General features: G+C 53.7%; 24 protein-coding genes and 2 pseudogenes. 14 read left to right on the top strand and 12 right to left on the bottom strand.

The window, feature by feature from the left end; all coding sequences use genetic code 11:
* The 4 genes from BM403_RS16885 to BM403_RS16870 are packed head-to-tail and all read left to right on the top strand — an operon-like array spanning position 1 to position 2,034.
* The gene (locus BM403_RS16885; protein ID WP_065886272.1) at positions 1 to 294 is read left to right on the top strand and encodes a hypothetical protein; all 294 of its coding nucleotides are present in this window, start codon (positions 1 to 3) and stop codon (positions 292 to 294) included.
* Entirely contained in the window at positions 294 to 968 is a 675-nt protein-coding gene (locus BM403_RS16880; protein ID WP_093543844.1) for a hypothetical protein, read from the top strand. The genes BM403_RS16885 and BM403_RS16880 overlap by 1 nt, the downstream gene beginning before the upstream one ends.
* Before the next feature lie 11 nt (positions 969 to 979).
* The gene (locus tag BM403_RS16875) at positions 980 to 1,531 is read left to right on the top strand and encodes a glycoside hydrolase family 19 protein (protein ID WP_093543842.1); all 552 of its coding nucleotides are present in this window, start codon (positions 980 to 982) and stop codon (positions 1,529 to 1,531) included.
* Positions 1,525 to 2,034: a lysis system i-spanin subunit Rz gene (locus BM403_RS16870; RefSeq protein ID WP_256577178.1), complete on the top strand. Its 510-nt coding sequence runs from the start codon at positions 1,525 to 1,527 to the stop codon at positions 2,032 to 2,034. Before BM403_RS16875 ends, BM403_RS16870 begins: the two co-directional genes overlap by 7 nt.
* 51 nt (positions 2,035 to 2,085) lie before the next feature.
* On the opposite strand, the gene BM403_RS31905 is transcribed toward BM403_RS16870, so the two are convergent.
* On the bottom strand, positions 2,086 to 3,240 hold the full coding sequence (locus BM403_RS31905) for an HNH endonuclease (protein ID WP_175538082.1): 1,155 nt from the start codon (positions 3,238 to 3,240) through the stop codon (positions 2,086 to 2,088).
* A gap of 300 nt (positions 3,241 to 3,540) precedes the next feature.
* On the opposite strand from BM403_RS31905, the gene BM403_RS16860 reads away from it, so the two are divergent.
* Positions 3,541 to 4,335 carry a DNA adenine methylase gene (locus BM403_RS16860; protein ID WP_093543840.1) on the top strand — a complete coding sequence of 265 codons (795 nt, stop codon included), beginning with the start codon at positions 3,541 to 3,543 and terminating at the stop codon, positions 4,333 to 4,335.
* A gap of 59 nt (positions 4,336 to 4,394) precedes the next feature.
* Here BM403_RS16860 and BM403_RS16855 read toward each other — a convergent pair whose 3' ends face one another.
* The 6 genes from BM403_RS16855 to BM403_RS16845 all read right to left on the bottom strand — a co-directional run bounded on the left by BM403_RS16855 (position 4,395) and on the right by BM403_RS16845 (position 12,166).
* A complete protein-coding gene (locus tag BM403_RS16855) occupies positions 4,395 to 4,643 on the bottom strand; it encodes a DUF6124 family protein (protein WP_093543838.1) in 249 nt (82 codons plus the stop codon).
* A gap of 490 nt (positions 4,644 to 5,133) precedes the next feature.
* Positions 5,134 to 7,776 (bottom strand): GAP1-N1 domain-containing protein, encoded by a 2,643-nt coding sequence (locus BM403_RS31575; RefSeq protein WP_139237984.1) that lies wholly within the window; start codon positions 7,774 to 7,776, stop codon positions 5,134 to 5,136.
* Position 7,777: 1 nt separating this feature from the next.
* Positions 7,778 to 8,707, bottom strand: a complete 930-nt coding sequence (locus BM403_RS16850) for a TRAFAC clade GTPase domain-containing protein (RefSeq protein ID WP_093543836.1) — start codon at positions 8,705 to 8,707, stop codon at positions 7,778 to 7,780.
* Positions 8,689 to 9,750 carry a TRAFAC clade GTPase domain-containing protein gene (locus BM403_RS31570; RefSeq protein ID WP_139237983.1) on the bottom strand — a complete coding sequence of 354 codons (1,062 nt, stop codon included), beginning with the start codon at positions 9,748 to 9,750 and terminating at the stop codon, positions 8,689 to 8,691. The genes BM403_RS16850 and BM403_RS31570 overlap by 19 nt, the downstream gene beginning before the upstream one ends.
* Before the next feature lie 5 nt (positions 9,751 to 9,755).
* The gene (locus tag BM403_RS31565; protein WP_139237982.1) at positions 9,756 to 10,784 is read right to left on the bottom strand and encodes a GTPase-associated system all-helical protein GASH; all 1,029 of its coding nucleotides are present in this window, start codon (positions 10,782 to 10,784) and stop codon (positions 9,756 to 9,758) included.
* Positions 10,781 to 12,166: a metallophosphoesterase gene (locus tag BM403_RS16845; protein ID WP_093543834.1), complete on the bottom strand. Its 1,386-nt coding sequence runs from the start codon at positions 12,164 to 12,166 to the stop codon at positions 10,781 to 10,783. Before BM403_RS16845 ends, BM403_RS31565 begins: the two co-directional genes overlap by 4 nt.
* A gap of 832 nt (positions 12,167 to 12,998) precedes the next feature.
* On the opposite strand from BM403_RS16845, the gene BM403_RS32210 reads away from it, so the two are divergent.
* Positions 12,999 to 13,268, top strand: coding sequence for a hypothetical protein (locus BM403_RS32210; protein WP_052308629.1), 270 nt, complete (start codon positions 12,999 to 13,001; stop codon positions 13,266 to 13,268).
* 192 nt (positions 13,269 to 13,460) lie between these two features.
* Positions 13,461 to 14,756 (top strand): colicin-like pore-forming protein, encoded by a 1,296-nt coding sequence (locus tag BM403_RS16835; RefSeq protein WP_093543832.1) that lies wholly within the window; start codon positions 13,461 to 13,463, stop codon positions 14,754 to 14,756.
* A gap of 24 nt (positions 14,757 to 14,780) precedes the next feature.
* Here BM403_RS16835 and BM403_RS32565 read toward each other — a convergent pair whose 3' ends face one another.
* Positions 14,781 to 15,092, bottom strand: coding sequence for a colicin E1 family microcin immunity protein (locus tag BM403_RS32565; RefSeq protein WP_148270897.1), 312 nt, complete (start codon positions 15,090 to 15,092; stop codon positions 14,781 to 14,783).
* Between the two features lie 168 nt (positions 15,093 to 15,260).
* On the opposite strand from BM403_RS32565, the gene BM403_RS16830 reads away from it, so the two are divergent.
* A complete protein-coding gene (locus BM403_RS16830; RefSeq protein WP_043204949.1) occupies positions 15,261 to 15,440 on the top strand; it encodes a hypothetical protein in 180 nt (59 codons plus the stop codon).
* A gap of 144 nt (positions 15,441 to 15,584) precedes the next feature.
* Here BM403_RS16830 and BM403_RS16825 read toward each other — a convergent pair whose 3' ends face one another.
* On the bottom strand, positions 15,585 to 16,811 hold the full coding sequence (locus BM403_RS16825) for an MFS transporter (RefSeq protein ID WP_093543830.1): 1,227 nt from the start codon (positions 16,809 to 16,811) through the stop codon (positions 15,585 to 15,587).
* Positions 16,812 to 17,094: 283 nt separating this feature from the next.
* Between BM403_RS16825 and BM403_RS16820 the strand changes: the two genes are divergently transcribed.
* From BM403_RS16820 to BM403_RS32555, 3 genes and pseudogenes are all read left to right on the top strand, one after another.
* Positions 17,095 to 17,349 (top strand): hypothetical protein, encoded by a 255-nt coding sequence (locus BM403_RS16820; RefSeq protein WP_012722780.1) that lies wholly within the window; start codon positions 17,095 to 17,097, stop codon positions 17,347 to 17,349.
* A 190-nt stretch (positions 17,350 to 17,539) separates the two neighbouring features.
* Positions 17,540 to 18,307, top strand: a pseudogene (locus BM403_RS32560) (MCP four helix bundle domain-containing protein); the annotation flags it as partial.
* Entirely contained in the window at positions 18,302 to 19,165 is an 864-nt protein-coding gene (locus BM403_RS32555) for a methyl-accepting chemotaxis protein (protein WP_370636056.1), read from the top strand. The pseudogene BM403_RS32560 and the gene BM403_RS32555, both read left to right, overlap by 6 nt.
* A gap of 5 nt (positions 19,166 to 19,170) precedes the next feature.
* Here BM403_RS32555 and BM403_RS16810 read toward each other — a convergent pair.
* Positions 19,171 to 19,601: pseudogene (locus BM403_RS16810) on the bottom strand (hypothetical protein); the annotation flags it as partial.
* Positions 19,602 to 19,925: 324 nt separating this feature from the next.
* Between BM403_RS16810 and BM403_RS16800 the strand changes: the two are divergent.
* Entirely contained in the window at positions 19,926 to 20,828 is a 903-nt protein-coding gene (locus BM403_RS16800; protein ID WP_012722783.1) for a LysR family transcriptional regulator, read from the top strand.
* Here the strand turns inward: BM403_RS16800 and BM403_RS16795 are convergent.
* Positions 20,820 to 21,578: a substrate-binding domain-containing protein gene (locus BM403_RS16795; RefSeq protein WP_093543828.1), complete on the bottom strand. Its 759-nt coding sequence runs from the start codon at positions 21,576 to 21,578 to the stop codon at positions 20,820 to 20,822. The genes BM403_RS16800 and BM403_RS16795 overlap by 9 nt on opposite strands.
* Positions 21,578 to 22,882, bottom strand: coding sequence for an MFS transporter (locus tag BM403_RS16790; RefSeq protein WP_012722785.1), 1,305 nt, complete (start codon positions 22,880 to 22,882; stop codon positions 21,578 to 21,580). Before BM403_RS16790 ends, BM403_RS16795 begins: the two co-directional genes overlap by 1 nt.
* A 247-nt stretch (positions 22,883 to 23,129) precedes the next feature.
* Between BM403_RS16790 and BM403_RS16785 the strand changes: the two genes are divergently transcribed.
* Together BM403_RS16785 and BM403_RS16780 are read left to right on the top strand one after the other, a co-directional pair.
* Complete coding sequence (locus BM403_RS16785; protein ID WP_012722786.1) at positions 23,130 to 23,852, top strand: GntR family transcriptional regulator; 723 nt, start codon at positions 23,130 to 23,132, stop codon at positions 23,850 to 23,852.
* Positions 23,849 to 24,637, top strand: a complete 789-nt coding sequence (locus BM403_RS16780) for an SDR family oxidoreductase (RefSeq protein ID WP_012722787.1) — start codon at positions 23,849 to 23,851, stop codon at positions 24,635 to 24,637. The genes BM403_RS16785 and BM403_RS16780 overlap by 4 nt, the downstream gene beginning before the upstream one ends.
* Positions 24,638 to 24,665: the final 28 nt, after the last annotated feature.

The raw sequence follows: 24,665 nt of genomic DNA, 5'->3' as shown, positions 1-24,665 counted from the left end.
ATGCCTGCCGGATTACAAGTCTGGGACGCCAACGGCGCATTGATTCTGGACACCTCCACCCGCGTCGGAACCCTGATCGGCAGCGTCAATACCGGCGCGGTCAATGGCGCGATAGCCGTGTCGCTGATCGGTGAGCCGCTGTTCTTCGTCAAGCAACTAAGCTTCCCGCTCTACACCGTGTACATCTTCCCGAACGTCTCGATAGCGGGCGGGGTACTCAGCTGGGTCTACCCGCCGCCGTTCAACCCTTACCAAGCCAACGTGGCGGTGAGGATCTTTTATGGTTTCTACTGATGCCAGCCGGCCTGCAAGCCTTTAACGACTACGGCACCGCCCAGATCACCGGCGAAGAAATCTGCCTCAGCCTCATCAACAAATTCGCCGTCACCCTGACCCCGCGCTACACCAGCGGCCAGCAGCTCTACTTCGCTGCTAACCTCACGGTGCCGCTGGACGCAGTGATGCTGATGGGCGACACCAGCGGCGCCTACGTCAACGTCTTTTTCGACCCACGATACGACGGCTCCTACGTGCAACTCACCAGCCACGCGGGCGTCACGGTGACGCTCTACCTGTTCGCTGCCGCCCCAGTCGTTGCGTCCACGGCGGGGTTACAAGTGTTCGGCAGCGACCAGCGATTGCTGTTCGACGCGTCACACAAAATCCTCCGGCCGATCCATGCCAACCCCATGCTCTCACCGGAATACCTACTGCCGGTGGGCAATAGCAGGGCATACGCCGCCGCGCTGACCTACACACGGGTGCATTTCTACAACGAGTTCAACGACAACATCGACGGCACCACGTACGACTCCGCCAGCATCGGCCCCGGCTACGTGCGACGCGGCGCGTTGATGGACATCAACCTCTGGGGCCAGAACCTGTTCCGCTTCTTCACCTACACCGAAGTCACGCCGCTACGGCTGACACCCCCAACCCTGCTGGTGGCGGACGTGACGCACTACTGAGGGCTAACGAGATGAACATCACCGAGCAACAGTTGCAGCAAATATTCCCCAACGCCCGCGAACAAGCGGGCGTTTTTGTGTCGGTGCTGAATGACGCCATGGGGCGGCGAGAGATCAATACGCGGCAACGGCAGGCGGCGTTCCTGGCGCAGATTGGGCATGAGTCGGGGCAGCTGCGGTATGTGCGGGAGCGGGGGAGTGATCGGTATCTGAGCCGGTATGACACCGGGGCGCTGGCGAGGCTGCTGGGCAATACGCCGGAAGCGGATGGTGATGGTCAGCGGTATCGGGGGCGGGGGCTGATTCAGATTACGGGCAGACGTAACTACCTCAAATGCAGTCTGGCGCTGTTTGAAGATTTACGTTTGCTTAAGCAGCCTGAATTGCTGGAACAGCCGCAATGGGCAGCTGAGTCTGCCGCTTGGTACTGGTGGGCGAATGGGTTGAATGCGCTGGCGGATCAGGATGATTTCGTCGGTATTACCCGGCGCATCAACGGCGGCACGAATGGTCTGGAGGCGCGTATCGAGTTGTGGATCTGGGCGAGGGCGGTGTTGTGCTGAATGTGCGTGTCGCGGTTCTTGTCGCTTTGTTTATCGCCGGTGCTGCTGGTGGTTGGCAAATCCAGGCTTGGCGGTATGAGCGGCAATTGAGTGATCAAGCACGGCTCCATGCTGAAACGCTCAAAGAGTTGGCCTTCGCCTCCGCGTCACAACAGCGTAGCGAGGTCGACAAACGCTACGCCCTGGAGCGGCGCCTGCAAGCCAGTGACCAAACCCACCAGAGGGCTTTGACCGATGCCAAACAACGCCAAGCTCGCCTTATGGATCGCCTGGCTACCGCTGATTTGCGGCTGTCAGTCATCCTCGCCCAGCCGCCCTTTGCCGGAGGTGATGCAGTGCCTGCCACCACCGGCACCGGCGGCGTGGTTTATGGAGGTGAGAGAGCCGAACTTGACCGAGCGTTTGCTCAACGAATTGTCAGGATCGCCGAGGAGGGGGATGAGGGATTGATTGCGTTGGCAGCATGTCAGGGATACGCCAGATCTGTTTCTATTCTCGAATAAGGCTCGTGAGAGTTTCTCTGCATTCAATGTTAATGATTAATTGGGTGCTTATTACCAGTCCTCGTGGAGAGTTCTAATCTCCAACGGTGTGAGGCGGAACTGCCAGCCGAATTGGCGCTGAACGCTGTGAACTTTTACATGGCATTGGTTGCAAAGAGATATCCGATCCAGATCGTTCTCACATCCAAATCGGTCGTAAGCTATATGGTGGACACATTGGGCCATTTCTTTGCAGGCTTGACAGATACCACTATCTCTTTTCAGAATTCTTGAGCGGGTTCGATACCATTCGTCTGAAGTGTAGTATGTGCCGAATCTGGAGTTGTCTTGAAATTTTATCTCGTTGTTCCAGATTTTGTTTTGTGTATCAGTTTTATATTTTTTATAAGCGGCTCGCCATTCTGAACCGAGTTTTTCAGCCCAGCGGGAATATGCTATCTCAAGGTTTTTTTTCTTGGTTTCATCGAAAATAGGTAGCGATTCTACATGTGCTACCAGTTTTTTTGATACCGTATTTATGTGGTGCCCGCAATCTTCGCATTGCGAAACTATAGCAATGTTACCGTCATTATATATTCTTCTAGTGAGCCTTGAACTGGTGTGGCTGCATTCGCCCGGGGTGTGTGGGCGAGGGTTTTCTAGTTCATAGACTTGTCGAAATGTTGAGTCGTCGAATTTCGGAACTTCACTGCCTTCATTCATAGCCTCCGAGAATACTTTATATCGTGCATCCGCCCATCTGGAGTGTTCTTCCTGAATCTGTATTACGAATTGTGTGTCAAAAGGTTCAACAGCACTCCAGTCAGCAACCGAGTCTTTTCGATGGCTTCGTGTTTGTATACCGCAGGTAGCACACTGTGAAACCAGTTGACTGGTGCCATTCTCATAGCAGCGTAATCTCAAACTAACCTTAGGGTGATTACAGGGGCCTGGCTTGAATGGCTCTGGGTTTTCTCTCTCGAAAATTTCTAAGGCTTGTTCTGGACCACTTACGAATACATCGTAGTCACGAGGAGCTAATGGGAAGTGATCTTTCAGATCTTTCATTTCTTTACTGAGAACATTAGATCTATTTTGAATCGCGATGCGGTCTGCTGGGGTCGTTGCCTCAGCGTATGCTAAAGAAAGATCAAGCTCTTTCATTTTTAGATCGCGCATTTGACGCAGATAGTCATCAAATGCGTATGCATCTAACTGAGAGTCCATTCTTGAATCCTAGTCGTCTTTACGAAATTAAATGCTTCATGGCACGCTTAGTTTAATCGGAGGAAAAATTAACTGTAACGATGCGGCGAAGCTAATTTTTTATGTTACAGCCTGCAACGGCCGTACGCGAACCGACAGCTAGATAACTATTGAAGGAGAGCGATCAATCCGGATGCAGCAACATCCCGACTGACCGCCAAACTCGCAGACCAAGCCTGCAAGTCCAGCCAAGGCTCCCCGCTTTGCGCGCAAAGCACAGCGAGCCTAGCACCTGTTTCTGCACACAGAGAAGGCTTGCACATGACCACCCCAATCATCCCTTGGATGGGCGGCAAACGCCGCCTGGCCGACCGCCTCATCCCGCTATTCCCACCCCACGAGTGCTACGTCGAAGTCTTCGCCGGCAGCGCTGCCTTGTTCTTCCTCCGCCCCCAACCCGCACCTGTTGAAGTCCTCAACGACATCAACGGCGACCTGGTATGCCTGTACCGCGTCGTACAGAATCACTTGGAAGAGTTCGTCCGCCAATTCAAGTGGGCGCTCAGCTCACGGCAGGTATTCGAGTGGCAAAAGATGACCCGCCCGGAAACCCTCACCGACATCCAACGTGCGGCCCGATTCTTCTACCTCCAACACCATGCGTTCGCTGCCAAAGTCTCCGGCCAGACCTTCGGTACGGCGACAACAGCGGCGCCGATCAATCTGTTACGGATCGAGGAGAACCTTTCCGCCGCATGGCAGCGGCTGGCCGGAACCTACGTGGAAAACCTGCCATGGCTCGACTGCGTCCAACGCTACGACCGGCCACATACCTTTCACTACATGGACCCACCGTACTGGAAGGTCGCAGGCTACGGTGTCGATTTTCCCTTTGATCAATACGAGCAGATGGCCGAATTCATGCGCCAGTGCGAGGGGAGGGTGATGGTCAGTATCAACGACCACCCGGATATCCGGCGGGTATTTGATGGTTTTCACTTTGAGACGCTGGATGTTCGATACACCTCAGCTAACCAGCGCCAGGCGACGACAGAACCGAGCGGTGAACTGGTGATCATGAGCTGGGAGCCTGAGGTGCTGGGTGGCTTGTTTTGAACCAAGCACAAATCGGATAGCCGCTCTGTGGCGACACGGCTATCCGGGCTGGGTTGCTGTCAGTTTGCAGATGGGCTTTCTCGCTCCAGCACCATGTCGATCAGGAGCCGAGCGTTCTCAACCAGTTGAACGACGCCAAAGGCTTGCTGACGTTGTGCGTCATCCAGCTCGAAGATGCATTTGTAGGCGAGCGCGGTTGCTGATTGGAGAAACTCACTGGCGTGAACGAGCGCTTTTTCGGTGGTGATATCCGGGCGGATGTTGAAAAGGCCCTGTGAGGTATCTGCGTTGTTGTCGTTGGTATTCATACGCGAACCTCCCGTTGCGGGTGGCGGTTTTTATCGCGGGTGGGTGGGTATTTCAGTCGGCTGAATAGGCCGACGGAAAATTCCGATATGTGTAACGAGGTATTGATTGGACGTAATGGGCGGCGCCCTTGCGTGAAAGGGGGATAAGCCATTCTCCTTAGCTCCTTCGTGAGATTAAGGAACCGCCACCCGCCGTTCTGACACGGTTAGGGTGGCAGACCGCACGAGGGTCAGAAACCGGCACACGAAGGAACACCGGCCAGGCCGAAGCCTGCCTCGCGCGGTCCGCCATATGTATGCAGCTACGGCGCTTTTCGCACCTTCGTGTATTTGCAGGTTCTGACCCCTGGTCACAGCATGGCTGTGACGTTTGAAAGCTTATCGATATAGAAGGCGGGGATCAAGATGGATGTTGACACTTTTCGGTACAGAATGATCGTTAAAGCTCTGTACTCTGATACTAAGCAATTTTTTTTGTGAAAAATTAGATTTAGTGGTTTTTATTAAAGGGGTTGCTGTAGTCTAGATCTAGTAACGCATATTTCACTGTTGTTCTATACTCGACAGGAATGTTTTCAATTTCTAGAGTAAGCTTTTTGATTAAATATTTGCCATTAGGCTCTTTTGATAAAATAGTAAAAATTGACAGCGTATCTCCTGTTCGGGCTGCGGTTACTGCAAGATCCACAATACTCCACTTTGAACGAGTGAACGAACTAACAAGCTGAGTTCGAGCAGTCTTGCATTTGTCCCAATCTACAAAACGGAAGATTGCTGAAAAAAAATCCGGTGGTATTTCTTTTTCTAGTTCTGCATAGACGATTGGAAAGGTTGCTGCTATGAGCGGGGAGGCAGCGGACTCCGTCTGTTTTAAGAGGTAAGGGAGTAGTTGTCCGGCCGCTTCTTTCAATGCATGTTTATTGGAGTTTCGCGAATCCCATAACAGCTTGGCGATCTCATTGGCAGCCTCTTGAGAAATACCTAGGAAAGGGCGGGTAGTTAGTTGGTGTGCAATCTCATCAACTGATTTTAATATTGGTTCTCGTGCATCTTTTTTGCATTCGTTGAATGCGTTAAAGTTTCTGGTTATAACCTTGGAGTTATTGCTATGGATTAGTGCTTGCTTGATCGTGCGAGCACCAGAAAGGTTTTGTCCAGCTTTATTTAGCCACTGAATTAATTTTTTAGATTTGACTTCTACTTCGCTTAAAGTAAGTGCGATTTCTATAGCTTTAAGTGTCCAGTCTACAGCCTCCTGCCCTTGCAGGTAAGGTAGGAGTATGGATATTATTTTAAATTTTTCAGCGTGAGATAGGTTTGCGTGTCGGATCACAGGTATTAGAGATCTTAAATGTTCTTCACATTTGAGGTTTAAAACTTCGATAACTTTTTTTACATCGCTGATAGATGAGAAAATATCGAAAAAGTACCGTGGTGTTACAGTAGTTAGAAACGTGTGCAGTAGTTCAGCTCGCCGAGAGACGTCTAGGACATCGCTGGTGAGAATCCAGAAAAGATCTTTTCGCTCGTTGCCCAGCAATTCTTTCAGCATTGAGTCAACGTGATTACTAGGCGTCATTCGTGCGATTGTGTCTTTCCAATCGTCCGTTATTTCTAGTTTTCGACCCCGTTCAACGACTGTGGAGCGCAGCTGCGCAGAGGACAAGCCGTTGGTGTTGTAAAGATGAATTAAATAATCTGTTAGCCGCTTGCTATCTGTTTCTTCTAAGAGAATTTCAGCAAGAGAAGCTTGTTCGTCGTTGACTAAGAGAGGTAAGATCGCGTTGCTGAACTTATCGCTTATAGGGTGATTGAGCTTTGAGAGTTCGACTGCGATCATTGATGGAAGAGTTGAGTTATCAGATACTATCTTTTTCATCAGATCCAAGCTGAGTTGAGAAACCCGCATTAGATCTGTTGTTTTCAAAGAGGCGAGTTGTTTTGTAGTGCCTTGATTGAATGATAGTGATAACCCTTCCGCTATTCCTTTTAAGAGCGGCAAAGAAGGGGAGTGTTGGTTTAATAGCCCCTGCAGAAAATGCATTGCCATATCGGAATTTTGAGTTGTAAGTTCTGTTGCGGCAAAATATATAGCTTGCGTAACGGAACCAAATTGTCCGGGAGACTCTAGCTTTGATGTTAGAGCGCTCAGAAAGTTCCATGCGTCTTGGGCTGGCATCTTTTTAATTGCAAGATTTGTAGCGTTAATAATCGCAGGTTCAAGCTCGTGTAGTACTTCAGTGTTGCGCACTGTTCGAGTGCTCGCAATGTCTAGTAGTCCAAGTACAGCATTTGGAGAAGTATAGATCTTCCGACGTAGGTCCTCCCATAAAAGTGACACTCTTAACGCGGCCTCGGTGCCAACGCCGTCAGAAGACATTTCGCCGATAGCATCAAGCATTTTCAGTGACGGAAACGGAGATTCAAGAACTCGCTCAGTAATTGATGCTGACCAATGATGGCGTGGTGCCTCTCGTTTACGCCCATCTATTCTTCGACCAGGCCAGTCGCTAAACCGCGACCGAGCGTCCCTCGGAGCGAAAACGAGATCGAAACTACGACGGCCGATAGTCCTTGGTGAGCGACAAAATGTTGAAACAGCAAACTGACGTCGAAAGCCAGACCATAGTGCTGTAAGAATTCGCAGTGTTAGTAATTCAGGTTTTTCCGCATCGAACACAACAATAGGAGCTCGATCTTCAAGGAAAAGTGCTTCAACTAGCTCAGTTCCTTGCAACGAGTCGAATTCAGGCAATGTAGTACGAGTGGCTATATCTAGTATTCGCTTTTGGGCGGGTTCGCTAGCGCCGGCCTTGGTGGCAATTGTTACAACTGCCGCGATGTCTTCTAGTTCTACCCATACCTCGGTTGGGACTAGGATACTTCGTGTCCTAACGCATCCCGCACGGGGCGCATCCAAATCTTGCCATGTTCTAGCCACAACGTAGTGGGAGCCGCCTGTAAGCGGATAGCATGTAATGTAAGGTGCAAAGCGTTCATTAGGTCCTAGAGGGCCTGCAACATCAGACAGGCGGTCAATCAATTGTTGATCAGCATTGGACAAACGGATGGTGCTCGACAGCAATTCGTGCCCTTGGCGATACCCGTGTAACTGCTCATCTAGAGGTTTCAACTTATTCCCCTATGGCCCAAGCGATGGGAAGGGTCACATCGTTGACGATTTCGAATCTATCATCGTTTTGCACTACTACATAACCTTGCTCAGATAGGTCATTTTTTAGAAATTCACTACGGAAATCCGGATCATCGTCCAAATCTCCACCGATAATAGACAAACCGAACACTTTAATGTCCAAACGGCTCTCGCAGGCCAGTCGTCCTGCGAAAAGTGGGAATTCCTTTTCGAGATACGCTATGGGGCTATCGTCGCGGGATTCACTGTCCATGCGGTCCCATGCGGCGATTACGACTGACAGTCTTGGCGCGCCTCCGTCATTCCTTTCCGCTAGCAGGAATTCAAGAAATCGAAATAATTCACAGAGGAGTACTTGTGTCGGAATTCTAGGTTCCGAAGTCTCCATTACGTCGATATCTGGCGCCTCTTGGTTAGGCAGTTCAAATAGCTCTGCTCCACCTAGGCCTTCTTCTTCCGTAGTGAATAGCTGAAGTACCGAACGGGCATTTACCCAATCCAACGGTTGGACTGTCTGATCAGAGTCGTGTCGCAAGAAGAGAATCGCCCCTTCTGCATTTTGCAAAAGTGACATCCATTCAGCTGAGATTTCCGAAGTTGCAACAGCCCTAGTCCAAAGCTCTCCGGATATATCTGGCACCATCAATGTTCGAAGAGCGCCGGATCCACCCTGAGCTCTGACGTCGATTGAAAAGTCAGATCGACCCACTTCCAGGTTTCTGTCAGATCTTGGTGCGAATTTTCCCTTCATCAGATGTTCAGCTGCAGCGTCAACATAGCTAATGTCGGCTGGGATACAATCGGCACGCAGTTCGCCTTTTCTCTTATGAAAAGAAGGCCATAAGCGACCAAGGTAATTGGTCTTGCCGGAGTCGGGTCCACCTATGAGCACTACCGATCTTGTGGCCAATTTCCGCTCCTGAAAGCTGATAGTTTCCGACGCTTACTTCCGTTGTCATCCGGCCAAAAAACTGGGGGGGGTCGGTCGTGCATGAATGTTCTCGTAAGCAAATCACTTATACCTTCGCCTGGCTCTACGTTTGTATTAGCCGAAAATGAGGCGATAGGTGCTAGTGAAATATCAATACCAAATCTAAGACCGGTATCTCGAATTTGTTTGAATATTTCCTCAGGGAAGTCACCGAGATCCCGCCAGCTTGGGACTAAAATCACACGCGGTGGAGGCGTCAAAAGCATTCCTGCCAAACGTTCGATTAAAAGTTCGGTACGATATTTTGCGTAATTTCGGCGCTCGCCGTCCACGAACTCTCGCCCATCCACCATGACCCAAATCACGGTAGCTGATTTGATAAAATCAAACCTGTCAGAGTCGGCTCGATCAATGAAGGATTTAGACCATTCACCAGGTAGGTCTGGCAATAAAACATTGAACAGCTTGCCATCGGCTATTCGCCGCAATTTGAAGTGCAGGAAACCTGCTTGTCGGTCGTCCACAAGCTCGGTGCGAACGGTTAACTGATTAGGAGGCTCTCCATTGGTCCATTGCCGACTACCGCGAGCAATTTGCTCAAACGCCATGAGAGTTTTGCTGTCAGCATACGAATAATCTTGAAACTGACCTTTTGATAACAAGAGATAAGCGCTGACAAGGCACGCAGTCTTGCCGGAGGCAGGCAATCCGACGATGCCTACCATTGTTGTGTATTCATTACACATCAATTCCCGAGCTTCCTCAGTCCCAAGCGTCATACTTGGAGGCAATCTTGGCATTTCCTCCAAGCGCTCCAGCACCGCTAATCCTGCAGAACCTCCGCTGTTGCCTACTGAGGTATGCAGCTCACTTGACCATGAAATTTCGGAGTCTTGTGATTCGGGGGGAGCTTCAATGTCGGCGATGTCTCCATCGATATGGGGACATTCAGAAGTAGAAAACCCCTGAATGCAGCGTCCAGTGACACTGACTGTACACTCGTCGAAAGTGCAAGCGCGCATAAGGTTTAGCCCCTTCGTCCGCTAAGATGCATCACGCCAGCTTCTAGGAGGGCGCGTGCGCCCCAATCTCTAATTGTTCGAGGTGTGTTGGATCCGGATAGCTCGCAATCGTCGCTAACCAACGCACTAAGAAGTGGAAAGGCCTGTTTTGCGCTCAAGACTCCTTCACTGTCAATGCCAGAAACGAGAGCCTGAATATTTTCACCGATGGTCGAAATCACTTGCGGCAGAGTAGAGGACACATCGTCACCAATTCCACGTAACACGACATTGCGATGGCCTGATGATGGAATACGCTTTAGCTTTGCTGCGCATTCTAGTCCGGCCGTGACGGCTTGAGTTAAACTTGGAAGGCTTGGGAATGGTCGCTCAAGGCTTTCACTCCAATCTGCCAGTCGCCACCAAAGGAAGTCGATTTCTTCCCTATCAAGCTCAGCGTTTTCCCGAAGTGCTTTAACAAGTGGGGTAACTGCAGTCTTGAACGCTTGCTTAGCACGCGCGCCAGTCGGAACATTGTCGGGGATAGATAACAGGCCAACTTCCGGCACTTCAGCTCTAATCCTGGATTCCTCTGCTACGTCTTTGCTGCGCTTTTGACACGCATCGCAGAGCTCAATGCGAAGCATCTCAAGCGATTCTTTTTCTACGGGATCTTGAAATGAAAGCGCTGACCACGCTGCGGCTGCGAAAGCGTCCACTGCACTCGTGTCATGTTCACCCACAGTCTCCCTGCGAACAAGATCTAATGCGGCCACTACAGCTACTACAGTGATCTGTAGATCATTGTTTTCTCGTACGAAAGCATCGCTTCCGTTTTCAACTATTGCTTGTTCCACTGCTACTGCAATATTTTCGTCGACAAGTCCGCTTTCGAAAGCTGCTGCTATCCTGGATGCTAGCTCGATCGCAAGCCAAGCGGTTGATATTCCCTGCATCCACGTTTGGACGGAGACAACTGCTTGGTTCAGTCGTCGAACATCATCGTCCTTGGGTTCAGGCCAGAAAATACGCGAATGTTTAGCCATCAAACTCATTTGCTTCCCTCTGTCTTGGCATCCGATAAAGCTTTTTCGATAGCTATGGCCAACTCTTCAGCGCGACCTTTGCTTAGTATTCGAGCGAAAAATGTTTGCTCTAGTGCGTGATCAAATTTTGCGCCTGCTCCTACTGGAAGGCCACCAAGATCAGCTAGGATCTTGAGGCGTTGAGTTTTACTTATGTCTCGGAAAAATTTGAGGCGCAGAGCACGATCTCTGGCGGTTATGTCCATCTCGGACCTGCCCGCACCTGAAATCGGATTAACCACCGGTATGACTTTCGGTGCTTCAGCGGTAGTTGGATGAAAACTTTGAGCTCGTGGCGCTTGCTTGAAATTTGGTGATGCGAGCAGATGCTGCTCCTGAGTACTAGCGAGGAATTCGTGATCCTTATGGAAACGTTTGTGTTCGTCGTCCCATGTCCTCGGATTGATGCTGACTGACAGAGAGTCTGTCTCTTGGTCCCAGTCAAACTCTAAAATGTTGTATTTGTAAGTGTACTTTTCGCCAATATGGTCCGGAGCGGCGGCACCAGCAGCTAACAGCATAAGATCAGATCCGTCTTCTACCGTTGATACATCTATAGAGGGGTAGTGTTCGTGCCCTGAAATGACTACACGTGCCCTATTAGCAATGTATTTTCTTGCTTCAACGGTATCCATGAACCAATGCAGAGGATGGTGCATCAGTGCCACGACCTCTTCCCCAGGTACTTGGGGAATAACACGTTGTCTCGCGCCTAGGATCAAAGCCCCCGGTTCATCTTTTTTCGAACAGCTCAAGGCGGAGTTTAAGCGGACGAAGCGAATCGATCGGCCAGGAGCAAGCTGGACGGCGTGGTCTGCCGAGTACTCGCCAAAAGAATCCAGGTCGCACCCATAACCTTGGGCGAAGTCTCGGTATGCAGCGAACCGTTTGAATAGGGACTCACGTTCCGCTTCGTCATCGAGAAGCATGTCTAGGACGTCGTCGCCGTAATCACGTATTGACTGAATTTTCCAGCCAATGGCTTTTGTGATGGAATCCCTATCGATATCGTGGTTACCGGGTACTAACTGAGTGCATAGTCGATCGCAGCCTGTGCGAGCCGCGAGCTCATCTAACCAAAGACCAGCAGCTGCATATTGTTCAGGCTGTGCGGAGTAAGCGATGTCACCAGTCACAATAATCCCAGATGCGTTTGAGCCCCTTCTTACGAGCTCTGCCTGAACATCATCCATAAGACGCTCTTTGGCATCCGCATTCGTCTTAACCCAACCGCCATTTTTTTCTTGGCCAAAATGGATATCTGAGAGATGAATGAAAATTGCTGGCAACTCCGTTCCTCCTATGAACATTAATCCCAAATGGAGTGGCTTGGGAGCACTGCAATTGCTCATTGCGCCATCCGACACCAATAAAAAAATGATATCACATTGCCAGAGCACCGCTGCATGCTATTGAGGTGTGTACTCCGCTGGCATTTCCCACTGCCAATCCTGTCTCCACGTTTGGTTAAGTTGGGGGCGTCCTAAGGCATTTTTAGGGTATTTCTAGGGCAAACCCAAGGCCTTTCTAGGCATTCCCACACCATGCTAAAATCCAAAACCACCGAGATAGACGGCCTGAAGCGGCCTCGGGGGCCGCTTCAAAGCGTTCGAATCCCTATCTCTCCGCCATATTATTGATGCTCTTGTAAATCAAGCACTTACAAGAGGTCACATAAAGCGTTTGTACCAGCGCTTTGTACCAAAATAAATAGCCCTGATCTGCGGATCGGGGCTTTTTTTGTCCAAAATTTGACCAGTTAATGTGCTTGTGGGGCCTGTCTGGCTTTTACCTTGGCATTCCTGTCTTCATCCATGATTATTTCGCCTTAGAACCCCTGTGCAGGGTAGTTTGTACTGAAAATGACAGTAGGGTAGGTTGGTTGTTCGTAAGCGTCTCAATACGCTTCACAGCCCTACCCAAGGGAAATTATTTGATCGTGGTTCTGCCTGAAAGCCTACAACGCGCAAGGTGTGAAGGTTAAGTTCTTCACCGCAGATGACTTGATCACAGACAAGCTTTTCAAGCGGATCAGCGCCAAACATATCGTAGGGCATGACGTAACGATTGTTCCAAAGTCCATGCGCTACCACTACTTCACAATCAGCTCTGTCACGTCCCTGAAGCTCAGAGGCCTGGCTCGCCTAGGCTTTCCCTACGCTGGTCGCAACGATCAAGGGAAGCTTGCACAGCAAGCTCACAGCGCCTGCTGTTGGAGTTGGTAGCCCTGATGACGCCGCTTTCTACCTAAAGGCATTGCGCGAGACGTTCGTGTACAAATCAATGCTGCATGGTGATGCGCTGGTTGACGATGTGAGCGATAGGAAGGTGGCAAGAGGAGCCTTTGCAGAACAATACAGCGGCGATGACGTGTTGGCCTTCCTAATGAGTCAGAGCCACATCCAATTGAGGGAGAATGCGTTTGAGCATGCTGTTAATGCTATAAATATCTGATTTTATAGTAAAAATGCCAAAAATATGCACAAATGCATATTGTCGGTTGTGTGTAGAGCTGGTTTTATGTACAGTTGTTTTGCCTGGTGTCTAGCATCGTATGAAGACAAGCAGGACGCAGCCTGCTTTTGGGCTGCTGAAATTTAAGATTTGTGCATTTCTAAAAAAATGCCAAGTCACATGGAGATTCTTATGTCTACAACAAATGGAATTGAGCTACCCCCTATCATCGTCACACCAGATCCACTTCCACCTCCGCTTCCACCTGTACCAGTTGTTGTACCGGGAGTACCCGGCGCACAGCCTCCAAATTCAGTAGATGTGCCTGTTGGTACCGACGTTGAGACCCTTCTGAGCCTTCCTGGAATCCGCTCCTCTTCGGATTATGTTTTGCCCATTGCAGGTAAAGCAGCTCGTGCTCAGGTGGACATTGAAACGGCCTATAATGCAAATTTTCCTAATATTCCAACCCAAACCGAAAGCGAAGTAGCCGCTGCGCTTGGTGATGTCGGCCTTCTGAGTGAATTGGAAAAAGCACAAAAAGAGAAAGCGGTAGTAGATGGGCTGGTTGCACAAGCACAAGAGTTACTTGTTAATAGTAATGCAGTTGCGAACTCTTATTTTGGAAGAGATCCTCTTGCAGTAGAATTCAAAAAGAATTCCGCCATTCTCGCAACTGATATTGTTAACGGAAAACGCCCAGGCACGCCGATTGAAATCTATCAATCTTTTATCGCTTCGATTTCAGCTGTTTATGAAAGTAAAAAGCTGGCTGAAAAAATCCGGACCCTTACTGAAAAGTCTAACGCGTTGACCCTTGCTGTTGCAGCAGCACAAGCTGCAGAGGATGAACGTATTGCGGCTGAAGCCGCAGCCAAAAAAGCTGCAGAGGAAGCAGAAGCAAAACGAATTGCCGAAGAACAAGCAAAGGCAGAAGAGGAAATTAAGGGGGCTATCAAATTCACTGCTGATTTCTACAAAGAAATCGGTGAAAAATATGGCGCTCAGATGTCTGCATTAGCTACAGATTTGGCTGAAACTGCAAAGGGTAAAACGCTTCGCAGTGCTGAAGAGGCTTTGAAGGCTTTTGATCAATACAAGGATCATCTGGATAAGAAATTCAGTGCTGCAGATCGTGCCGCCATCGTGAATGCTCTGGATTCACTTGATCGAGCTGAGCTGGCAAAAAACCTCAACCTCTTCGCGAAAGGGTTTGGCTATGCAAGCAAAGCATTTGATGTGTATGACTTGGTTGAGGAGGTCAAGAAAAGCTACGCATCGGGTGATTGGAACAATACTGTGCTGAAAATGGAAACACTTTTTGCCGGCAGTGCAGCGACAGGTCTAATTGCTTTTGCTTTCGGAGTGACCGTTTCCACACCGATTGGTATCGTAGCTTTTGCGCTAATTATGGCACTTGTCAGTGCTTATATTGATGACGCGCACGTGAAGCAATTTAACGATGCGCTTGATGCAATGCTGCCTTAAAAGAGAAGAGAGGAAGTGGTCTTTTTAGGCCACTTTTTTTAATGCCATATACATTAGATAAATACCACAAATGGGAACTGCTAGGATCGTACAGACTACATAAAAGATAGCATATAGGCCATTTTTCCCAGGTGACTCAGTAAATAAGCCGGTAGTCCAGAATTCTGGCGTTGTGAAGCGAAGCGCAGTTTTTTCGATGATCATCCGCGAAAAAGGGAATAAAAAAGTACTGCATACACCCAGCGTTAAAAAAATGGGGTTTGTTCTTTCTACGAATGTTTCCCCACCAAACCAATTGGTAAAGAATAAAATGAAAATTCCTACCGAGATTATCAAGTTCCGGAAGTAGTATTTTATATACAAAGTATGCTCGCGTTTAAATTCAATTTTAGTTTGAATGCTACCGTGCTCAGTATTACATAGCAAATGTCATAGGTGGCGATGGGCTAATAGTGAGCCTCACCGACACATGATTTTCCTCATACCCGACGCCGGTGTATTCAAATGCACCACATTGAGTATCAGCGCTACAGCAAAGCGTTGATGCCTGAAGGGCTGCCGGGCTACTACGATGCCCATCTGCGTGATAAGACCATGAACCCGGAAAATGGAACAGGGGTGAGCACGGCAGCTAAAGCCAAGATCCTGGCAGATAAACTCATTGAGAAATGTGCTGCCAGCTAACAACCGCGGTTGTAGGTTGATCTGAACATCGGGGGCCATGGAATGCCATGAATGGTCAGAGGTTGCGCTCTCTGATCGGACCCCAGAAACGAAAAAGCCCCGTAACTTATTCAGCTACGGGGCTTTTTCGTTTCTGGGGCGCGGTCAGGCGGGTTGAGCCGCCAAGCTATTACTGACCTTCCGCCCCAGCACCAGCACCGTCACAAAACCTGCACCCACCAGCGCCGTGGCCAGGCTCAACAGCACCGCGCTGCCCAGTTGGTCGACGATACGCCCGCCAAAGAACGAGCCCAAGGCAATGATCACTTGGAACAGGGCGACAAACAGCGGCATGCCGCGCTCCACATCTTTCGGCGCTACGACAAACATCCAGATACTGGCGCACGCCGGGAAGGCGCCAAAGGCGAAGCCCCATAGCCCGATCAGCATCGCTGCGCCGGTCATGCCGGTGGCGAAGTAGGGGAACAGGGCGGTGCTGGTGCCGATCATCAGCGCAACCAACAGCAGGGTGTGACGTACGCTGCGGTTGGCGGCGAAACCGGCAAAAATATTACCGAATACCCCGGCCACGCCAAAGAGCAGCAACAGCGAGCCAATGGTCGGTCCGTCGAAGCCGGAGCTGTATTTGAAGAACGGCGCGACATAGGTGTACGCGGCAAAGTGCGCCAGGCCGATCAGCAAGACAGCGATCAACCCGACACGCGCTTGCGGATTGATAAACAAGGCCGGCAGGTCACTGACGCGAATCGCTTTTTCCGGGTTGAGTCGAGGGAGCAGGAAGACCTGCGCCAGCAGCACCGGTACGCCCACCAGCGCGGTGACCAGGAAGGTCATGCGCCAGCCCATCAGGCCACTGAGCCAGGTGCCGACGGGCACGCCCAGTACGGTGGCCAGGGTCACGCCCATCATGATGATCGAAGTGGCCTTCGCAACATCCACGCCCTTGGGCGCCAGGCGGCCGCTGAGGGCGATGGCCGTGGCCCAGAAACCGCCGATGCTGATGCCCAGCAATACACGGCCGAACAGCAGCAGGCTGAAGTCGCTGGCGAAGGCCACGACCGAGTTGGCGATGATCATGATCAGCGTCAGGCCGATCAGCAGGTAACGACGGTCCATGGCGCCAATGCTCACAGACAGCAAGGGCGCGGCGAGGGCGGCCATGATGCCCGGCAAGGTCACCATCAACCCGGCGTGGCCGGCGCTGATGCCGAGGTCGCTGGCGACGTCATTGAGTACGCCCACCGGGAGAAACTCACTGGTCACCAAGGCGAAGGCGCCCACGGCGACCGAGAGAATCGCCAGCCACTGCTGCTTGAGACTTTGTTGATTATGTTCGGGAAGGCCGCTAGGGGTCTGGCTGGCACTTGGCATAGTGTTGGGTTCCAGGGTTAACGTCGCCTGAAGCCAGGCGAAAGGGGAGGGAATAGGGAAGGGATTATAGGAACCCGTCTTGAAAATCGAGCAGGCGCTCCGTTCGATAGTAATCATCAGTGCAATCGATGCGACGCTCTAGCACGCACTACATGACCGGTACACCTTTCGCACATGCTTCCAAAACGTTGCCTACAAGCAGCGCGTTGCGATACCCCGGGCAACGCTTTACTTTGTGGTGGCGCTCGAGATGGAGTGCCCACAACTGCAAAGGAATTGCATCATGAGCAAGAATACGAAAGAAACCTCCGACAAGGTCGCGACGTTGGCGGCCCAAACGCTCAACAGCCCAGCCTCCTCAGCCCTCGCCAAAAGCCTCGCGGCTTCAGCGCTAGCCCAGAAAGACCACGACAAGCAGACGGGTGCAGAAATGGAGGCGAAAGCCGGGAGGGTACTCGGCGCCAATCACTACAACGAAACCACCAAAACGCTTGCCGCCTCGGTCCTTTCACAATCCAACAAAGAGCGCGGAAGCTGAGTCACCTCCGGTCGCTAAAAGAAGCCCGTGGTCGGAGAGGTTACGGGCTTTTTCGTAGCTGTATTTTTCTCCTTTTTCCCAGCAGCAGAAATATTAAGTAGCACTTTCATCCGCATCGCTAAAGTCCTGCCCCAGCAGGCCGAAACGCTCTTATACGACATCGTATCCCCAATAAGAGAGTCCCCTGAAAATGTCCCTTCGCAGCCTGTCCATCGCCCGCCGTGCGGGTCTGGGTTTCGCCTTGATTGCTTTGCTGGTGGCCCTACTGGGTTTTTTTGCGCTGTCGAACATGGCAAGCATCCGCGCCAGTGCGGTGCAGGTTGAAAGCGGGCTGGTGCCCAAGATGCGGCTGGTGGCGGACATCCGCGAAATCATGCTGCGCATTCGTACGATCTCTTTGCGCATGGCGCTGGACCCGAACCCCGCCAGCCTTCCGCAGTATCGCAGCCAGATGGACACCCGTAGCCAAGACCTGACGAAAAGGCTGGCCGAGCTCGATGCGGTCATCGACACCCCTGAAGTGCGCTCGCTCTATGACCAGTTTCAGGTGTCGCTGCGCCTGTACCAGCAAGGTCTGGCACAGTCCTTCGTCCTCGCCGACAAGCAGCAGGGCGCCGAGCTTAACAAGTTGCTGCTGGTGGACATGAAAACCGTGGTCGATGGTTCGGGTGCGCAACTCAATGCCCTGGCTGACTACTACAACGCGCAGGTCAATCAGCAGGGCCAGGAGGCCGAATCGCAATACAGCCGTTCGCGCACCATGGTGGTTGGCTTCGTGCTGCTGGCCGCCTTGAGTACGGTGGCGCTGGCGTGGTTGTTGACTCGCAGCATCGTCGGTCCGCTGAGCCATGCGGTGCGGGCCGCCGAAAACGTGGCCCACGGTGACTTGACTCAAACGGTAGACGTGACCGGCGACGACGAAGTAACCCGCTTGCTCGTGGCGCTCAAGACCATGCAGTCCAACCTGCGCGGGACCCTGCAACTGATCCGCCAGTCGGCAGGGCAGATGGCATCATCCGCCACCGACCTGAATGGCATCACGGATCAAAGCAGCCGCAGCCTGCAAAAGCAGACCGCTGAAATTGAACAGGCCGCCACCGCCGTGAACGAGATGACCTCGGCGGCGGATGAGGTGGCGCGCAATGCCGTTTCCACCTCCGAGTCCACTCGCCTCTCCAATGAAACGGCGCGCGAAGGCCAGCATCGTGTCGGCGAAACTGTCAACGCCATCCAGGCCCTGAGCTCTAACATCGGTGAAACGTCGACGCTGGTGCAGAACCTGGCCGAGCAATCGCGCGATATCGGCAAGGTACTCGACGTGATTCGCTCCATTGCCGAACAGACCAACCTGCTGGCCCTCAATGCTGCCATTGAGGCTGCGCGGGCCGGCGAATCCGGGCGTGGCTTTGCGGTCGTGGCTGATGAAGTGCGCGCATTGGCGCACCGTACCCAGCAATCAACCCTGGAAATCGATCAGATGGTGACCGCGATGCGCACGGGGTCTGACCATGCACTCACATCAATGCAGTCGAGTACCCAGCGTGCCACCGATACCTTGGCGTTGGCTGAGGGCGCAGGTGGTGCACTGAGCCAGATCACCGACTCCATCGACCAGATCCACCAGCGCAACCTGGTTATTGCCAGCGCCGCAGAGGAGCAGGCGCAGGTGGCCAAGGAAGTTGACCGCAACATCGTCAATATCCGTGACTTGTCTGCTCAGTCCTCGTCCGGCGCCGGGCAGATCAATGGATCGAGCCGAGAGCTGGCGCAGTTGGCCGTCGCGCTGAACGAGGCGGTGGCGCGTTTTCAGCTGTAGCGGGACTACGGTGACGGCGTGAGTGAATCGGACATCAGTTCCAACACCCGATCTCTTCCGCCTTCGGCCAGTACATAGGTTCCTCGACCGGTCGGCACAATCGACTGCGGCGCCTTCAGGAACGATTGGGTGTTCAGCCAGGAGTTTTCAGGTGGCTGAACACCTCCGGGTCGCTGCCGTCCTGAGTGAGTTCGCGCACCACGCCTTTTTTCTTCTCGGTATAGAGCAAGCGCCCATCCGTGCAACGCACGATGGACTCGCCTTCCTGGACCCGGTCGCGCAGCACTGTCAGGCTCTGGTCGCTCCAGCGATAGCGCAACAATCGCCCGAAGGGCTTGCGGTCTTCAATGGCGTAGAGGTCGTCGCCGTCATCCCACAAGCCCTGCGCGTTCTCACCTCTGAACAGTTCGGTGACGACGCCGTCCTTGAGGAAAGTCCGCCGAGGGTGAGTAGGATTCAATCCTGCTTGACCATTGGCGTGATGCAAGAAGCAACTGATCGATGCCGATATCCGGCGTCTCGGCGTCTGTCCAGAACTGATGGGTTTCCATGGGTGGCTACGTCTTCCGTTGTGTAGGTCAGGCCGCAAGTATTGACCCATTTCGACGATTGCGTGGCCGCAGACGGCCGATAACCTATTGATATGTATGACTTCATATTTGTAGTAGGGTTATTACCGCAAACCTTTCTGCCATGCATGGCGCCCCACCGGCTCCCATACGATAATGCCCACCACCCCGACCACTCTGGCTTCCCTCCCGTGATCATCAACTTCGACCTCAACGACCTCCAGGCCTTCCGCGCCGTGGTAGACAAGGGCAGTTTCCGAGGCGCCGCCGAGGCCATCCGCATCTCGCAACCGGCCCTGAGCCGGCGGATCGAAAAGCTCGAAACCGCCCTCGACGTAAAACTGTTCGAACGCACCACCCGGCGGGTCAGCCTGACCATGGTCGGCCGCGCATTCCTGCCCCAGGTCGAACGCATGCTCGACGATCTTGATGTGGCATTGATGGGCATCAGCAATGTCGCGTCCACGCGCATGGGCAATGTGACCATCGCCTGTGTGCCGTCCACCGCGTATTACTTCATGCCCCACGTGATCTCCGAATTCCACAAGCTGTACCCGAAGATTCGCCTGCGGGTGCTGGATGCCAGTGCGGGTGAGGTGTGCAATGCGGTGGAGAGTGGCGAGGCGGATTTTGGCGTGAGTTTCAGCGGTAGCCTGGCCGATGAAGTGGAGTTCGAACTGCTGTTGCAGGAGCGCTATGTCCTGGCCTGTCGCCGCGACCACCCGCTGGCCCAGCGCGACAGCGTGACCTGGACCGAAGCCTATGAGTACGACTACATCACCGTCGACAAAACCTCCGGCAACCGCAGCCTGCTGGACCAGGCCTTGCGTGGCGTGCGGGTGAAAAAGCCGAGTATCTGCGAGACGCACCACGTGACTACGATGATCGGGCTGGTGGAGGCCGGGCTGGGCGTGGCGATGGTACCGTCGATTGCGATGCCGGCGCTGGAACACCCGATTCTGGTGAGTGTGCCGTTGGTGGAGCCACAGGTGATGCGCAATGTGGGTTTGATCAAACGCCGCGGGCGGACATTGCCACCGGCGGCGCTGGAGTTGGAGCGGTTAGTGCGTGAGATGCCGTTTCGCTCAGCGTGACACCGAGTCCAGGCCGGTGGATTGCACCACCGGTTGCGCCTCGGGCGACGCCAGGTAATGCAGCAGCGCCTTGGCCCGCGTCGGGTGCTCGGCGTTGACCGGAATACCCGCCGCAAAGCGCGTCACCGATTGCACGTCCTCCGGGATCTTGCCGACATAGGTCACACCCGGCACCGGCAACAATTCCGCCACCTGCTGCAAGCCCACTTCGTAGTCTCCCTTGGCGACCTGTTCGGCCACCGGGAGGCGTTCGATCATGGTGCCCTTGGCGGGCATGCCGAGCTTCTTGAACAGCTCTTTCTCGACATACACACCGCTGGCGCTGTCCGAGTACGCCACGGATTTGGCTTGACTCAGCACGGCTTTCAGTTCGGCGTCAGTCCCGATGGCAGGCTTTGGCACGCCTGCCTTCACCACCAGGCCGATGCGCGAGTCCGCCAGTTCCACACGGGAGGCCGGATCGACCTTGCCTTGCTTGATCAACTCATCCAGGGCGTAGCCGACCATGATCACCACGTCGGCGTGTTCGCCACGGGCCAGGCGGTTGGGAATCGCTTCCGGCGCCTTGCCCATCGACGGGCCGAGAATGGTGTCCAGGCTGTCGCCGCTTTGCTTGGCGTACTGCGGGCCGAGCAATTTATACGCGGCAGTGAAGCCGCCGGAGGTCATCACCTTGAGCTGTTCGGCCTGGGCCGTCAGCGCCAGGGCGCCGAGGGTCAGGGCCGTCAGGGTCTTGAGCAGTGGCTTCATCACGCGGCCCCCTGCATGACTTGCCCACGGGCATTGGCGCGGCGATACAGCGCCAGGGTCGAACACAGGGCGCACAGCGCGGCGAACATCAGCCAGTAGGCCGGCGAGGCCTTGTCTTCGGTGATGTGGATGAACCAGGTGGAAATCGCCGGGGTAAAGCCGCCGAAGATCGCCGTTGCCAGGCTGTAGGCCAGGGAGAAGCCCGCCACGCGCACTTCCACCGGCATGATTTCGGTCAGCGCCGGGATCATCGCGCCGTTGTACATGCCGTAGAGGAAGGAGAACCACAGCAGGGTTTCCAGCATATGGGCGAAGCTTGGCGAATTCACCACGTAGGACAGCGCTGGATAAGCGGTGAGAACGGTCAGCGCAGTCATGGCGATCAGTACCGGCTTGCGGCCAAAACGGTCGCTCAACGTACCGCCGATCGGCAGCCAGACAAAGTTCGACACGGCCACCAGCAACGTCACCAGCAGGGCATCGGAAGTGCTCAGTTGCAGCACGGTCTTGCCGAAGGTCGGCGCGTACACGGTGATCAGGTAGAACGCAGTGGTGGTCATGGCCACCATCAACATGCCGCCAATCACCACCGTCCAGTTTTTCGCCAGGGTTGCCAGCACTTCGCGCATGGTCGGGCGATGCTTGCGGTTGGCGAACTCTTCGGTTTCCTGCAGGCTGCGACGCAGGATGAAAATGAACGGGATAATCACGCAGCCGATGGCGAACGGAATGCGCCAGCCCCAATCGGCTACCACCGCCGGCTCCATCCATACGTTCAGGCCATAACCCAGCGCGGCGGCGACCACGATAGAGATCTGTTGGCTGCCCGATTGCCAGCTGGTGTAGAAACCTTTGCGGCCCGGTGTCGCCATTTCAGACAGGTACACCGACACGCCGCCCAATTCCGCGCCGGCCGAGAAACCTTGCAGCAGGCGGCCCAGCAGCACCAGCAAGGGCGCCCACAAGCCAATGGTGTGATAACCGGGCACCAGCACGATCAGCAGCGTGCCGCTGGCCATGATCGACAGCGTCACGATCAGCCCTTTGCGGCGACCGACGTCATCGATGTAGGCACCCAAAATAATCGCGCCCAACGGCCGCATCAGGAAGCCCGCGCCGAACACGGCGAAGGTCATCATTAATGATGCAAACTCATTAGCGGAGGGGAAGAACGCGGCAGCGATATAGGTGGCGTAGAAACCGAACAGAAAGAAGTCGAACTGTTCGAGGAAGTTGCCCGAAGTAACGCGGAATACCGCACCAACTTTCGAGTGGGCAGAGTTGGGTCGGGTAGGGCTAGTCATGGTTTTGTGTCTCCAGCGTTCTTTTTGAAGTGCTTGTCTCGCTTAAGACCTGGAATAGTGGCTGACACATTTAGAAATGAAAAGTGACAAATTTAAATGGATTGATGTTCGTTGGCTATCAATCGGCAGTGCAGTCGAAAATTCATCAGCTGTTTGTGCGTGCGATTTGGAGATGGGAAACTATTTGACATATTTGATTTGTGATCACATATTGAGGCCATAAGAACGACAACACAGGTTTTGCCTCATGACAGATGGTCCGCTCCTCCTGCCCACCCTGCGCCAGGTGTCCCGCGATACCTTGCAAGACCAGGTCTATCGCCAGATCCGCGAAGCATTGATGAGTGGCCGTTTCCAGCCCGGCCAGAAACTCACCATTCGCGGCCTCGCCGAAGCCCTCGGTTCCAGCCCGATGCCGGTGCGCGAAGCCCTGCAACGCCTCAGCGCCGAAAACGCCTTTGAAGTCACCGAAACGTCCCGTCTGCGTGTACGCCTTATGACGGTCGAACGCCTGCGCGAAATTCGTGATGCGCGGGTCGCCCTTGAAGGGCTGCTGGCGGAAAAAGCCGTGCTGCTCCTGCAAAAGGCCGACCTCGATGAAATCACCGACCTGTGCCAGCAAATGCAGCACGCCGCCGACGAAGTCGACGTGTCGCGCTACCTGTGGACCAACTTTGCCTTTCACCGGCGTATCTACGCCGTGGCCCAGGCCGAGTTGACCATGGCCGCCGTGGAAAACTTCTGGCTGCACATGGGCCCGTGCTTTGCGCTGGTCGCCCCGGATAAAGCTCACCTGCAACGCTCGATGGAGGCGCACACGCGCATTGTCGAGGCCCTGGCTGCCCGTGATGGCGCCGGTGCACGCGCGGCGGTGACCGATGACATCATGCAGGCCGCCGATTCCCTGGCGCGCCTGCTCGTCAAGAGCGACCGTTCGCGGTCGTCTGCTTCAGGAGGTAAACGAGCATGAGTGTCCTACAGCGGCTGCAGCCCTATCCTGGGTTACGTGTATTGATTTCCGGCGGGGCTGCCGGCATCGGTGAAGTGCTGGCGGCGGCGTATCTGGAAGCCGGTGCCCAGGTGCATGTGTGTGATGTGAGCGAGCCAGCCCTGGCCGCGTTTCGCGACAAATACCCGGGCACCGTCGCCACCCGCGCCGACGTCAGTGATGCCGCGCAGATCGAGGCGGTGTTCAAGGTACAGCGCGAGCATTTCGGCGGCCTTGATGTGCTGGTCAACAACGCCGGGATCGCCGGGCCTACCGGCGGCATCGATGCGATCAGCGACGCCGAGTGGCAAGCCACCATCAACATCAATCTCACTGCGCAGTACCGGTTTGCCCACCACGCGGTGCCGATGCTCAAGGAATCATCCCACGGCCACCTGCTGCATATCGCCTCGGTGGCGGGGCGCTTGGGCTACGCGTGGCGCACGCCGTATGCGGCGACCAAATGGGCGATTGTCGGTTTGATGAAATCCCTGGCGTCGGAGCTGGGCGAGAGCGATATCCGCGTCAACGCCTTGCTGCCCGGCATCGTCGAAGGCCCGCGCATGGACGGTGTGATCCGCGCGCGTGCCGAACAGGTCGGCGTGCCCGAAGCCGAGATGCGCCAGGAATACCTCAACAAGATTTCCCTCAAGCGCATGGTCACCGCCGAAGACGTGGCAGCCATGGCCTTGTTCCTCTGTTCGCCCGCCGCACGCAACGTGACCGGCCAGGCGATCAGCGTCGACGGTAACGTCGAGTACCTGTAAGCCACGGAAGAACATATCGCGCTGTACC

The sequence above is a fragment of the Pseudomonas sp. OV546 genome, from assembly GCF_900116845.1.
Lineage (GTDB): Bacteria > Pseudomonadota > Gammaproteobacteria > Pseudomonadales > Pseudomonadaceae > Aquipseudomonas > Aquipseudomonas petroselini.
The sequence above is the reverse complement of the archived record's forward strand: the minus strand, read 5'-3'. Positions and strand labels throughout refer to the sequence as shown.